Annotated in this window: 9 protein-coding genes and 1 rRNA gene; 3 read left to right on the forward strand and 7 right to left on the reverse strand. The window is 70.7% G+C overall.

Annotation, left to right across the window (positions count from 1 at the left end; all coding sequences use genetic code 11):
• The 4 genes from H5965_RS15880 to H5965_RS15895 all read right to left on the reverse strand — a co-directional run.
• Window positions 1-105 (reverse strand): 16S ribosomal RNA (locus H5965_RS15880); the annotation flags it as partial.
• 433 nt (window positions 106-538) lie between these two features.
• A complete protein-coding gene (locus tag H5965_RS15885; RefSeq protein WP_310970621.1) occupies window positions 539-2,101 on the reverse strand; it encodes an amidase in 1,563 nt (520 codons plus the stop codon).
• On the reverse strand, window positions 2,101-3,444 hold the full coding sequence (gene glnA, locus H5965_RS15890; RefSeq protein ID WP_191315086.1) for a type I glutamate--ammonia ligase: 1,344 nt from the start codon (window positions 3,442-3,444) through the stop codon (window positions 2,101-2,103). The genes H5965_RS15885 and glnA overlap by 1 nt, the downstream gene beginning before the upstream one ends.
• Before the next feature lie 61 nt (window positions 3,445-3,505).
• Window positions 3,506-4,786, reverse strand: coding sequence for an MFS transporter (locus tag H5965_RS15895; protein WP_310970623.1), 1,281 nt, complete (start codon window positions 4,784-4,786; stop codon window positions 3,506-3,508).
• Window positions 4,787-4,873: 87 nt separating this feature from the next.
• Here H5965_RS15895 and H5965_RS15900 point away from each other — a divergent pair, with 87 nt between their 5' ends.
• Window positions 4,874-5,521, forward strand: coding sequence for an LppX_LprAFG lipoprotein (locus H5965_RS15900; protein WP_310970624.1), 648 nt, complete (start codon window positions 4,874-4,876; stop codon window positions 5,519-5,521).
• Here the strand turns inward: H5965_RS15900 and H5965_RS15905 are convergent, their stop codons facing one another.
• Window positions 5,522-7,078: an alpha/beta hydrolase gene (locus H5965_RS15905; protein WP_310971357.1), complete on the reverse strand. Its 1,557-nt coding sequence runs from the start codon at window positions 7,076-7,078 to the stop codon at window positions 5,522-5,524.
• A 155-nt stretch (window positions 7,079-7,233) separates the two neighbouring features.
• Between H5965_RS15905 and secA2 the strand changes: the two genes are divergently transcribed.
• Both secA2 and H5965_RS15915 read left to right on the forward strand, forming a co-directional pair.
• Entirely contained in the window at window positions 7,234-9,573 is a 2,340-nt protein-coding gene (gene secA2, locus H5965_RS15910; RefSeq protein ID WP_310970626.1) for an accessory Sec system translocase SecA2, read from the forward strand.
• 102 nt (window positions 9,574-9,675) lie between these two features.
• Window positions 9,676-11,397 carry an NAD+ synthase gene (locus H5965_RS15915; RefSeq protein WP_310970627.1) on the forward strand — a complete coding sequence of 574 codons (1,722 nt, stop codon included), beginning with the start codon at window positions 9,676-9,678 and terminating at the stop codon, window positions 11,395-11,397.
• Here the strand turns inward: H5965_RS15915 and H5965_RS15920 are convergent.
• Window positions 11,394-12,008: a VOC family protein gene (locus tag H5965_RS15920; protein ID WP_310970628.1), complete on the reverse strand. Its 615-nt coding sequence runs from the start codon at window positions 12,006-12,008 to the stop codon at window positions 11,394-11,396. The two genes, H5965_RS15915 and H5965_RS15920, sit on opposite strands and share 4 nt — an antisense overlap.
• An 8-nt stretch (window positions 12,009-12,016) precedes the next feature.
• Window positions 12,017-13,354: a S8 family serine peptidase gene (locus H5965_RS15925; RefSeq protein WP_310970629.1), complete on the reverse strand. Its 1,338-nt coding sequence runs from the start codon at window positions 13,352-13,354 to the stop codon at window positions 12,017-12,019.
• Window positions 13,355-13,417 lie beyond the last annotated feature (63 nt).

Consider the following 13,417-nt stretch of genomic DNA (forward strand, 5'->3'; position numbering starts at 1 on the left):
CCCGTTCGCCACTCATCCACACCCGAAGGTGCTTCAGCGTTCGACTTGCATGTGTTAAGCACGCCGCCAGCGTTCGTCCTGAGCCAGGATCAAACTCTCCAACAATGAATAGTTTAATCGAGGCAATGTAATGCTCTCAAAGGAAACCCCGACGAGGGGGTTTCAAATATAAGCTCTACTGGCTTAGTTCACTAGCACACTGTTGAGTTCTCAAGCAACACACTCCGGACTCACCGCCTTATCAGCGGCTCTATCCTCGGCAGTTGTTCCAAGCGATATTCACAAGCTTTTGGTCGAGCATGCCTCAGCCTACGGGTTTAGTCGTAGGGGGTCGGCGGCCGCTCGTGGGCCGACGCTGAACATTACCCGGTCCGATCCGCGGTGTCAACCCGCTCGTCCCGGCCTGGTCTCCGGGGCTTTCGGCCCCGGTGTGACCCGGTGTTCCTGGCGACGAAGAGAAGATTACATGGCCCGGAACGACCCCCGAACAGGGGGGTCACTTAACGGCATCGCCGCAGGTCAGACTGCTTACGGACGGCTACGACGGCACCGTCGGCAGATACCGCGGCGGCACCCGGGCCGGCGCGGCCCGCGAGAAGTCCGCCGCCAACGCCAGCATCCGGGCGTCGGACCACCGCGCTCCCATGAACGAGATCCCGACCGGGAGCTGTCCCGCGAACCCGGCCGGGACCGTCACGTCCGGGTAGCCCGCGACCGCGGCCGGCGTCGAGGACGGGATCACGTCGTTGTCGCCCACCGCGCAATTCGTCTTCCACGCCGGCGGGTTGGTCGGCGAGGCGATCGCGTCCAGGTGGTACGCGTCCAGGGTCTCGTCCAAGGATCGACGCGAAAGGTCCGTGAGCTCGGCGCGCACGGCGAGGTAGCCCGGGTCCGACGGACCGGGTGCCGCGAGGGCCTGTTCGAACAGCTCCTGCCCGGCGAAACACGTCCGCTCCAGCGGGTCCGCCCGGTTGTAGGCGATCAGCTCGGCCAGGTTCCGCGGCCCGGACGGGCGGGTCGCCAGGTACGCGTCGATGTCCCGGTGGAACTCCGTGAGCAGCGCCGGGAACTCCAGTTCGGTCAACCGCGACTGGTAGGGCAACGTCACTTCGACGACCGTCGCCCCCGCCTTGACCAGGGAGTTCTTCGCCGATGTCATGATCGCGTCGGTGGCCGGGCCGAGGACCGGGAGGCGCCACAGGCCGATGCGGGCGCCGCGCAGGACACCCGGCCGGAGGAACTTCGCGTAGTCCGTCGGCTGGGTGCGGGGGTACGTCAGGGTCGCCGGGTCCGCGGGGTCGCGGCCCTGCAGGACCGAAAGCGTCAGGGCCGCGTCGACGACGTTGCGGGCGATCGGGCCCGCCGTGTCCTGCTCGGCCGAAATCGGGACCACGCCCGTGCGGCTGACCAGGCCGAGACTCGGTTTGTGCCCGACCGTCGCCGTCATGCCGGCGGGGCACACGATCGAGCCGTCCGTCTCCGAGCCGATCGCGACCTGGGCCAACGTGGCCGCGACGCCGGCCGCCGAGCCCGCCGACGACCCGCACGGGTTGCGGTCCAGCACGTACGGGTTGTTCGTCTGCCCACCCACGCCCGACCAGCCCGACGTCGGCTTCGCGGCGCGGAAGTTCGCCCATTCCGACAGGTTCGCCTTGCCGAGGATCACCGCTCCGGCGGCACGCAAACGAGTGATGAGGGTGGCGTCCGCCGCCGGGCGGCTGCGCAACGCGCGCGAGCCGGCCGTCGTCCACTGGTCCCGGGTGTCGACGTTGTCCTTGACCAGCACCGGGATGCCGTCGAGAGGGCCACGCAGGTGGTGCGCGCGACGTCGCGCGTCGCTGGCCGCGGCCTGGCCGAGAGCCGACGGGTTGAGGGCCAGGACCGCGTTGACCTTACCGTCGATCCGGTGAATCCGATCGAGGTAAGTGCTGGTCAGGCCCACGGCAGTGAGCCGGCCCGACGCCATCCGGGCCTGCAGGGCCGGGATGTCGGCGGAGTCGAGGTCGAACCGCGGCGAAACCGGCGAAGCGGCGACGGGCGCGGCGGGGACGAGCACGAGTGCGGCGGCCAGCATCGCGAGGAACACCGGCCGCCGCCCCATCAGAGCACCGGGAGGAGCGTTCGGAGTTCGTACGGGGTGACCGCGCTGCGGTAGTTGTCCCACTCCACGCGCTTGTTGCGGAGGAAGAAGTCGTAGACGTGCTCGCCGAGCGCTTCCGGCAGGAGCTCGGACTTCTCCATCTCGGCCAGTGCCTCTCCCAGGTTCTGGGGTAGCTGGGCGTACCCGGCGGCGCGCCGCTCGGCGTCGCTCAGCTGCCAGATGTTGTCCTCGGCGGGTGGCGGCAGCTCGTAACCCTTCTCGATCCCCTTGAGCCCGGCGGCCAGGATGACCGAGTACGCCAGGTACGGGTTGCACGCCGAGTCCAGGGTACGGATCTCCACCCGGCGGGATGACGCCTTTCCGGGTGAATACATCGGGACGCGGACGAGCGCGGAGCGGTTCGCGCGGCCCCATGACACCGTCGTCGGCGCCTCACTGCCGCTGATCAGGCGTTTGTAGGAGTTCACCCACTGGTTGGTGACCGCGGAGATCTCCTTGGCGTGGTGCAGCACCCCGGCGACGAAGGCCTTGCCGGTCTCCGACAGCTCGTGCGGGTCCTCGGCGTCGTAGAACGCGTTGCGGTCGCCTTCGAACAGGCTGACGTGCGTGTGCATCCCCGAGCCGGGCTGGTCGGTGAACGGCTTCGGCATGAACGTCGCGCGCACGCCCTGGGTCAGCGCGACCTCCTTGACGACGTAGCGGAACGTCATCACGTTGTCGGCCATCGTCAGCGCATCGGCGTAGCGGAGGTCGATCTCCTGCTGGCCCGGTGCCCCTTCGTGGTGGCTGAACTCGACCGAGATGCCCATCGCTTCGAGGGTCTCGATGGCGTGCCGGCGGAAGTGCGTCGCGGTGGCGTGGCTGGCCTGGTCGAAGTAGCCGCCGTTGTCCGCCGGCTCCGGCTCGCTGCCGTCGTCGGGCATGTTCGAGAGGAGGAAGAACTCGATCTCGGGGTGCACGTAGCAGGTGAAGCCCGCTTCGGCGGCCTTCGACAGCTGGCGGCGCAGCACGTGCCGCGGGTCCGCCCAGGACGGTGAGCCGTCGGGCATCGCGATGTCGCAGAACATGCGGGCCGAGTACGGGCCGCCGTCGGGGGTTTCCCAGGGCAGCACCTGGAACGTGGCCGGGTCCGGCTTGGCGACCATGTCCGATTCGTAGACGCGCGCGAAGCCCTCGATGGCCGAGCCGTCGAAGCCGATCCCGTCGTTGAAAGCGCCCTCGAGCTCGGCCGGCGCGACGGCGACGGACTTGAGGAACCCCAGCACATCGGTGAACCAGAGACGAACGAAACGGATGTCGCGCTCCTCGAGCGTGCGGAGCACGAATTCCTGCTGGCGATCCATGGCCGCACCCTAACCACAGCGTGTTAACGGCATGTTTCGCGACGCGCCGACGCCGCCGAAGTCACGTCGCGAGCACCGCAACGGGTTTCTTCGCCCGCGTGATGGCCAGAGAAGCGACCGACGCGATCACGGCGAGCACGGCGGCGGAGTACCAGGCCAGGGTGTAGTTCCCGAGCTGGTCGCGGACCAGGCCGGCGGCCGACGCGGCGAACGCGGCCCCGAGCTGGTGGGAGGCGAAGACCCAGCCGAACACGATCGGGCCGGCGTCACCGAAGGCGCGGATGCAGAGCGCGACGGTCGGCGGGACCGTGGCCACCCAGTCGAGGCCGTAGAACAGGATGAACGCCCACATGCTCGGCTGCACGCTGTCGGTGAACAGCTGCGGCAGCAGCGCCAGCGAGAGCCCGCGCAGGGCGTAGTAGACGCCGAGCAGGATCCGCGGGTCGATCCGGTCGGTGAGCCAGCCGGAGAAGATCGTGCCGACGACGTCGAAGACGCCGACCAGGGCCAGCAGGCTCGCCGCCGTCGTCTGCGGCATGCCGTGGTCGTGCGCGGCCGGGACGAAGTGGGTGCCGACCAGCCCGTTGGTCGTCGCGCCGCAGATCGCGAAGCCGACGGCGAGCAGCCAGAACGTGCGGGTCCGGGCGGCCTGGCCCAGCACGGAGAGGGCGCGGCGGACCGAGCCGGTCTTCGGTGCCGGGCGCGCGATCTCGGTGCCGGCGGGCGCGCCGTAAGCCGTGGTGCCGATGTCGGCCGGGTGGTCGCGCATCACCAGCAGGACCACCGGGACGACGGCGAGCGCGGCGATGGCGATCACCAGCGACGCCGTCCGCCAGCCGGAGCTGACCGCGAGGTTCGCGATGAGCGGCAGGAAGATCAGCTGGCCGGTGGCGCCCGCCGCGGTCAGGACGCCGGTGACGACGCCGCGGCGCTGCACGAACCACCGGGTCGCGACCATCGCGGCGAAGCCCATCGCCATCGAGCCGGTCCCCAGCCCGACCAGCACGCCCCAGCACAGCACGAGCTGCCAGCTCGCGGTCATGAACACCGTGCCGCCCGCGCCGGCCGCGATCACGGTCAACGCCGTCGCCGAGACGCGCCGGATGCCGAACCGCTCCATCAACGCGGCCGCGAAGGGCGCGAAGAGGCCGAAGAGCACGAGGTTCACCGAGACGGCGGAACTGATCGTGGTGCGCGACCAGCCGAACTCTTCGTGCAGCGGGTCGATCAGGACGCCGGGAGCGGCGCGGAAGCCGGCGGAGGCGAGCAGCGCGACGAAGGCGGCGCCGGCGATCAGCCACGCGCGGTGCAGCTTCGGGGCGGGACGGGTCTCAACAGTCACGCAGGCAGTCTCACCGCGCGCGCGTGACGGCGGAAGTGGCCGGAAGGACATCATCCGCAAGATTCGGGCCAACAGTAGGCTCGCGCCATGTCCCGCCTCGCGCTGCTGCTGCTCGCGCTTCTCCTGACGGCCGGCTGCACCGGGTCACCCGATACGCGGGGGCCCTTCCCGGCGGGTGCCGACCTCGTCCGCGAGGCCGCGACGTCATTCGCGGCCGTGCGGGGCGTGCACTTCGCGGCCGGCGTCAACGGCGTGCTGCCGGGCTTCCCGCTGCGTCAGATCGAGGGCGACGCGACCCTCGACGACGGCGAGTCCGCGACCGGAACGGCCGACGTCCAGGATGGCGACGGCCACACCGAGTTCCGCTTCATCGTCAATGGCACGCACGTCGACACCGGCACCGAGGCCGGTCCCCTGCCCGACGCGTACACGGTCAGCAGGTTCCTCGGTCCGCACGGCGGGCTGAAGCGGCTGCTCGACGGCGTGACCGACGCGAAGACCGAAGGTCGCGAGAACGTGGACGGCGCGCCCGCGCTGCGGGTCGGCGGCAAGGTGCCGGCGAACGTCGCGTACAGCGTGCTCGCCCAGGTCCACGCCGACCTGACCGTCAAGATCTGGGTCGCCGACGACGGCGGGCCCCGGCGCTTCGTGCGGCTGTGGGTGCAGGTCCCGCCGGCCGGCGACCACCTCAGCCCGGTGATGATCGAGCTGTCGCTGACCAACCAGCAGCAGTAGCTACTGGCCCGAGCAGCGCTTCCCGTCCGGCGGCACCGTGCCGTCGACCAGGTAATCCGTCCCCGCCTGGTCCACGCACTTCACGCCCTGGAGGAACACCGTGTGCTGCGTGCCCTCGTAGGTGAGCAACGCGCCCTTCAGGCCCTTCGCGAGGTTGACGCCGGCCTGGTACGGCGTCGCCGGGTCGTTGGTCGTCGAGATGACCAGCGTCTTCGCCAGGCCTTCGACGTTCGGCACGTGCGGCTCGGACGTGTTCGGCACCGGCCAGAACGCGCAGGCGTCGCGGGCCGCCGAAGCCGGGCGGCCGTCGTCGAGGAACGGCGCCACCTTCACGTACTCCTCCTGCGCCTTGAGGATGACGGCCGGGTCCGTGACGCGCGGGTCGTCGACGCACCGGATCGCCGTGAAGGCGTCCTGCGTGGTGCCGTACTTGCCGTCGGAGTCGCGCTCGTTGTAGATGTCGGCGAGCTTCTCGAGCGTCGCGCCGCGCTGCTGCTTCAGCTCGTTGAGGCCGGTGTTCAGGGTGTCCCACAGGCTTTCCTGGTAGAGCGCCTGGATGACGCCGGTGGTGGCGTCTTCGTAGGAGAGCTTGCGGCCGTCGCCGACCGGCACCGGGAAGTCGATCAGCGGGCGGACGAGGTTCTGGAACGCCGTGACCGCGCCGCCGGCGTCCCCGCCGAGCGCACAGTCCTGCTGGGCCGCGCACCACTTCGCGAACTGCGTGAACGCCGTCCCGAAGCCCTGACCCTGCGCGACGAGCGACTCGACCGCGTCCTGCTCGGGGTCGACCGCGCCGTCGAGGACCATCGCGCGGACGTTCTTCGGGAACGCCTCGGCGTAGGCCGACCCGATCCGGGTGCCGTAGGAGTAGCCCAAATAGGTGAGCTTTTCGTCGCCGAGGACCGAGCGGAGGACGTCCAGGTCCTTCACGACGTCGCGGGTGCCGACGTTGGCGAGCATCGCGGTGCCGTCGTCGGTGCGCTGGGCGCACTTGGCCGCGAAGTCCTTTTCCTGCGATTCCTGCTTCAGCACCCCGGCCGGCGAGCCGTCGGTCTCGCTGTCGTCGGCGCGGTCGGCGTCCCGCTCCTGATCGGTCAGGCAGTGGATGGCCGGCTGGCTGGCCCCGATCCCCCGCGGGTCGAACCCGACCAGGTCGAAGCGCTTGCCCAGCCCGGTGCTGGTCACCGGCTTGCCCAGCCCGGCGGCGGCGACCATGCCCGACGCGCCCGGGCCGCCCGGGTTGACCACGAGCGACCCGATCTTCTCGCCGGTGGCCTTGCGACGGAGCAGGCCCAGCGTGATCGTGTCCCCCGCCGGCTTCGCGTAGTCCAGCGGCACGGTCAGGCGCGCGCACTGGACGTCTTTCGCCTGGAACGCCGATCGCGAGTCCTCCGACGTCGCGTAAGGTGCGCAGTCGGCCCAGCTCAGGCTCTGGCCGTAGAACCGCTCCAGCCCGGCGGGCACCGGCCCGGACGGCGGGTGCGACTCGGTCGTCGGCGCGGGCGGCTCGGTCTTGCCGGAAGACGTGCACGCGGCCAGCGAGGCCGCGAGCAGCACGGACGTCGCGATCGCGGTGATCCGGCGACGATGGGACCTGGCGCTGGGATGAGGGAACACGGTTGGATCGTCCCATCCGGCCGCGGAACTCGAACGCACCACCGTCGCGTTGGGTGGTGGAGGCCGGTCGAGCGAGAGAGAACGGGAGACCAGGGGTGGCAGCACTGATCAGCCGGATGGGCAAGAAGCTCCGCCGGATCATCCAGCGGCCGGGCAGCGTCGAGCTGACCCGCTACGAAGCACTGCTGCCCGCGGTCGAGAAGCTCGAACCCGAGCTCGAAAAGCTCTCCGACGAGGAGCTGACCGAGCGGGCGGGCAAGCTTCGCGAGACGCTGAAGGACACCGCGTTCGGCGACGACCAGCTGATCGAGGTGTGCGCGCTGGGCCGCGAGGCCGCCCGGCGGGCACTGGGCGAGCGCGCGTTCGACGTGCAGGTGCTGGGCACGATGGGCCTGCTCACCAAGCACGTCGTGCAGATGGAGACCGGTGAGGGCAAGACCCTCGCGGGTGCGCTGGCCGCGGCGGGGTACGCGATCCGCGGAAAGCGCGTTCACGTCGTCACGGTCAACGACTACCTGGCCCGCCGCGACGCGGAGTGGATGGGCCCGGTGTACGCCCTGCTCGGCGTGTCGGTCGGCTGGGTCGAGCCGTCGCACTCGCGTGAAGAGCGCCGCGAGGCCTACGCCAAGGACGTCACGTACGGCGCCGTCGCCGAGATCGGCTTCGACGTGCTGCGCGACCGCCTGGTCACGAAGGTCGACGACCTGGTCCAGCCCGACCCCGAGGTGGCGATCGTCGACGAGGCGGACTCGGTGCTGGTCGACGAGGCCCGCGTCCCGCTGGTGATGGCCGGCTCGATCGACCGCAGCGACGCCGACGAAGAGGTCGCCAAGATCGTCCGGCGGCTGCGGCTCAACCTGCACTACGAGACCGACAGCGAGGGCCGCAACGCCTGGCTGACCGACGCCGGCTCGTCCGTCGTCGCGAAGTCGCTCGGCCTCGAGGTCGACGACCTGTTCAACGAACAGGCGTCGGACCGGCTGGCCGCGGTCAACGTCGCCCTGCACGCCCACGCGCTGCTCACCCGCGACGTCGACTACCTGGTCCGCGACGGCAAGGTCCAGCTCATCAACGCCGCCCGCGGCCGCGTCGCCGAGCTGCAGCGCTGGCCGGACGGCCTCCAGGCCGCCGTCGAGGCGAAGGAGCAGGTCACCGCGACCGACCGCGGCGAGATCCTCGACTCGATCACCGTCCAGGCGCTGCTCGCGCGGTACCCGGAGGTCGCCGGCATGACCGGCACCGCGGTCGCCGTCGCCGAGCAGCTGCGCGAGTTCTACGAGCTCGAGGTCGCGGTCATCCCGCCGAACACCCCGAACATCCGCGAGGACCTCGAGGACCGCGTCTTCGCGTCGCCGTCGCAGAAGCTGCGGGCGATCGAGGAGGAAATCCGCACGGTGCACGAAACCGGGCGGCCGATCCTCGTCGGCACCCAGGACGTCGCCGAGTCCGAAGAGCTGGCCGAGAAGCTCGCGAAGGTCGACCTCGAGTGCGTCGTGCTCAACGCGCGCAACGACGCCGAAGAGGCCGCCATCATCGCCGAGGCCGGCAAGAAGGGCGCGGTCACCGTGTCCACCCAGATGGCCGGCCGCGGTACCGACATCCGGCTGGGCGGCACCGACGGCGCGACCCGCGAAGAGGTCGTCGAGCTGGGCGGGCTGCACGTCATCGGCACCGCGCGGTACCCGTCGAGCCGCCTCGACGGGCAGCTGCGCGGCCGGTCCGGACGTCAGGGCGACCCGGGCAGCGCGGTCTTCTTCGCGAGCCTGAACGACGACCTCGTGCTGTCGAACGCGCCGGACGTGCCCGAGGGCATCGTCGACGACGAAGAGACCGGCGAGATCACCGACGGCGCGGCGCTGCGGCAGCTCAACCACGCCCAGCGCGTCGCCGAGGGCGTCGACCTGGAGATCCACCGCAATACCTGGCGGTACACGCGGCTGATCGAGCGGCAGCGGCGTGACCTGCTCGTGCACCGCGACAAGGTGCTTCGCACCGCGTACGCGGCGGAGGTGCTGGAGAAGGCGCACGAGGAGAAGTTCGGCGAGCTGAAGGAGAAGCTGGACGATCAGGAGAAGCTGGAGCAGATGTGCCGCGAGGTGCTGCTGTTCCACATCGACCAGCTCTGGTCCGACCACCTCGCGTACCTGACCGACGTCCGCGAGAGCATCCACCTGCGCGCGCTGGCCCGCGAGACGCCGCTGGACGAGTTCCACCGCGCGGCGATCCCGGAGTTCCACAAGATCATCGGCGAGGCCGATGCACGGGCGGCGAAGACCCTCGAAGAGGCGGAGCTGACCGACGAGGGCATCGACCTCGGCGACGCCGGGGTGCGGCGGGCGAACACGACGTGGACGTACCTCGTGCACGACAACCCGTTCGATTCGGACTTCGAGCAGACCATCAAGAAGGTCCGGAGCATGATCAAGCGCAAGTAGCTCTTCGCCTGTCGAGGCCCCCGTCCGGTTCGCCGGGCGGGGGCCTTCGATTTCGCCCACATTCGCTCGGCCTTCCGGGTGACCGTGAGCCAGAATGGCGGCATGCCGCAACTGCGCATCGCGCTCGCCCAGGTCAACCCCACCGTCGGCGACCTCGACGGCAACGCCGAGCTGCACGTCGAGTGGACGCGGCGGGCCGCCGAAGCCGGCGCGCACGTCGTCGTCTTCCCCGAGATGTCCCTGACCGGCTACCCGATCGAGGACCTTTCGCTCCGCAAGACCTTCGCGGCCGCCTCGCGGGAGGGCGTCGAGTCGCTGGCGCGCCGGCTCGACGAAGCCGGCTGCGGTGAGGTGCTCACCTACCTCGGCTACCTCGACCTCGACGACGTCGGCCCCCGCGACGCCGCCGCGGCGCTCTACCGCGGCGAGGTCGTCGCCCGGCAGTTCAAGCACCACCTGCCCAACTACGGCGTCTTCGACGAGCACCGCTGGTACAAGGCGGGCACCACGCTCGACGTCGTCCGGTTCCACGGGCTCGACATCGGCATGGTCATCTGCGAGGACATCTGGCAGGACGGCGGGCCGATCTCGGCGCTCGGCCGGGCCGGCGTCGATCTCGTCGTGGCGCCGAACGCTTCGCCGTACGAGCGGTCGAAGGACGAGCAGCGGCTGCCGCTGATCGCCCGCCGCGCCGCCGAAGCCGGGGCGCCGCTGGTCTACACCAACCAGATCGGCGGGCAGGACGACCTCGTCTTCGACGGCGACTCGCTCGTCGTCGGCGCGGACGGCACGCTGCTGGCCCGCGCGCCGCAGTTCGTCGAGCACCTGCTCGTGCTGGACATGGATCTGCCCAAGACCGGGTACGCGGGCGACGGTTCGTACGAAGGCCTGGCCGTCCGGCGCCGGGTGCTCAGCGAGGATCCCCTGCCGGCGTACCCGGCTTCCGCCGAGCCGGTGATCAGCGAGCCGCTGTCGGACGAAGCCGAGGTGTGGCACGCGCTGGTCGTCGGGCTGCGGGACTACGTGCACAAGAACGGCTTCTCGTCGGTGACGTTCGGGTTCTCCGGCGGCATCGACTCGGCGGTCTGCGCGGCGCTGGCCGCGGACGCGCTGGGCGGCCACAACGTCTACGGCGTCTCGATGCCGTCGAAGTACTCGTCGGGGCATTCGAAGGACGACGCCGCCGACCTGGCTCGGCGGATCGGCGCGCACTACCGGGTCGAGCCGGTCGAGGACATGGTGCGCGTGTACGTCGAACAGCTGTCCCTGACCGGGCTGGCCGAGGAGAACATCCAGGCGCGGACGCGGGGCATGCTCCTGATGGCACTGTCCAACCTGGACGGTCACCTGGTGCTGGCCACCGGCAACAAGACCGAGCTCGCCGTCGGGTATTCGACGATCTACGGCGACGCGGTGGGCGCGTTCGCCCCGATCAAGGACGTCTTCAAGACGCACGTGTGGCAGCTGGCGAGGTGGCGCAACGCCGAAGCGGTGAAGAACGGCGAAACCCCGCCGATCCCGGAGAACTCCATCACCAAGCCGCCGTCGGCCGAGCTGCGGCCGGGCCAGGTGGACACCGATTCGCTGCCGGACTACGAGCTGCTGGACGACATCCTCGACGACTACGTCGAGGGCGACCGCGGGTACGCGGACCTGGTTTCGGCGGGCTTCGACCCGGAGACGATCGACCGCGTGGTGCGGATGGTCGACAAGGCCGAGTACAAGCGGCGCCAGTACCCGCCGGGCACGAAGATCACGTTCAAGGCGTTCGGCCGCGACCGGCGGCTGCCGATGACCAACTTGTGGCGCGAGGGCAAGGCCTAGCTCAAGGCGACCTGGCGGCCTTCCGGAGTGCGGAGGGCCGCCGTCAGGCTCGCCTTGTCCGCGCGGCGGACCAGCAGCTCCAGGCCGAGCGCGTCGGTCACCGCGAGCACCGAATCCGGGTCCGGGTGGGTGCCGGTGACCATCAGCAGCGGCAGGGACGGCAAGTCCCGCGTCGTCGGGTGCGGGGTGCTGCCCCAGTCGATGAGGAACGGGTGCAGGGTGCCCGGGACGCTCGGCGGGGTCAGGCGCCAGCGCAGGGTTTCGCCGTCGCCGGTTTCGCGGGACATCTCCCTCGGGTCGCCCGGGTCGAAGCCGTGGGCGCGGGCCTGCGCGATCGTCGCGTCGAGGTCCGTCGTGCGGACGGCCCAGGCGACCAGGGCGGGCTCGGTCAGGTCGTCGATGCCGAACGGCCGGGGCCCGTCGGGGTCCGGCTGGTCCGGGTCGGGGCCGATGACCTCGAGGTACATGCCCGCGCCGAGGTCGGCGAGGTGGTTGGCGGTGCCGAGACCGACGTGGCGGCCGCCGGGCGCGGGCGTGACCCCGGTGAGGGCGGCGACGCGGGCGACGGCGTCGGCGAGGTCCGGGCCGGCGTAGACGAGGTGATCGAGCACGAGCGCCATCATCCCGCGCCGACGGCCTTCGCCGCATCGACCACCCCGTGGCCGTAGTAGGTCGTTCCTTGTTTCGTGGGCGCGCAGACGGTGTCCGGGCAGGACAGCGGCGTGGCCGTGGCGTAGAGGGCGCGTTTGATGCGCTCGGCACTCCAGTGCGGGTGCTGGCTCGCGATCAGGGCGGCGACCCCGCTGGCGTGCGGCGCGGCCATCGACGTTCCGCTGGCCGATCGGTATTCGCCGTTCGGCCAGGTCGACCAGACGCGCGCGCCGGGCGCGGCGACGCTGATCCGCGTCGCGGAGTAGTTCGAGAAGGTGGCTTTGACGAGCTTTTCGTCGAGCGCGCCGGTGCCGACGACGCCGGGGAGCTCGTGCGGCAGCCGGGTGCAGCTCGGGTCGATCCGGCGCTCCACCGGCGTGCTGTCGGCCGGGCTTTCCTTGTCCACCGAGCGGGTGTCCAGGTTGATCCCGGCGTTGCCGGCGGAGGCGACGACGAGGACGTTCCGGCGTTGCGCGTACGCCACCGCGCGGCCGACGGCGAGCTTCGCGGCGGCCTGGTCCGGCTGGTCGTCGCAGTTGTAGCGCCACGGGATCGAGCGGTAGCTGTTGCTGGCCACGGTGAACCCGTGCTCGGCGGCCCAGACGAAGCCGCAGACCATGCTCTCGGCCGTCTCGGTGTCGTCGAGTTCGGCGAGCTTGACGGCGGCGATGCGGACGCCGGGAGCGACGCCGACGACGCCGGAACCGTTGCGGGCCGCGGCGATCGTGCCCGCGACGTGCGTGCCGTGGCCGTCGAGGGTGGGCCGCCAGGCGCCGGGGCCGCGGTCGGGCCAACCGGAGAGGCAGGAGACGGAGTTCCTTCGGTCGAACGCTTCCGTGAGCTCCGGGTGGGTGTCGTCGACGCCGACGTCGAGGACGCCGACGACGGTGTTTTTGCTGCCGTCGGTGACGGCGTGCGCTTCGGGCAGGTGCAGCGCCGGGACGTCCCAGGCGGTGCCCTCCGGCGGGACCTGGCCGGAGTTCGGCGAGTTCGGCCCGGCGTAGCGGAGGTCCTTGCGGGGCGCGAAGAACTCCTTCGGGACCTTCGCGGTGCGCGTCGCGCCGACGGCGTCGATGCCCAGGGTTGTCCGGAGCTTCGCGGCGAAGTCGTCCTTCGCGGTGTACGCGACGACGACGCCGATCTGCGGGTAGCTCGCGACGACGGTGCCGCCGGCCTTCTTGATGGCGAACTCGGCCCACCAGGTGTGGTGCGCGACGACGACGTGCGGCAGCACCAGCGGGTCGGCGGCCGCCGGCGTCGCGATCAGGCCGAGCAGCAGCGCTGTCGCCAGGATGATTCGCCGCACGCGTCCTCCTCGAATTCGCCCAAACCGAACTTAGCGATCATTTGCGGCGGGGCGGTACCCCTC

Source organism: Amycolatopsis sp. 505 (genome assembly GCF_031625235.1).
Lineage (GTDB): Bacteria > Actinomycetota > Actinomycetes > Mycobacteriales > Pseudonocardiaceae > Amycolatopsis.

Coding starts and splice junctions, on each gene's coding strand:
- H5965_RS15885 (WP_310970621.1), bottom strand. CDS start 2,101: ATGGGGCGGCGGCCGGTGTTCCTCGCGATGCTGGCCGCCGCACTCGTG.
- H5965_RS15900 (WP_310970624.1), top strand. CDS start 4,874: ATGTCCCGCCTCGCGCTGCTGCTGCTCGCGCTTCTCCTGACGGCCGGC.
- H5965_RS15915 (WP_310970627.1), top strand. CDS start 9,676: ATGCCGCAACTGCGCATCGCGCTCGCCCAGGTCAACCCCACCGTCGGC.
- glnA (WP_191315086.1), bottom strand. CDS start 3,444: ATGGATCGCCAGCAGGAATTCGTGCTCCGCACGCTCGAGGAGCGCGAC.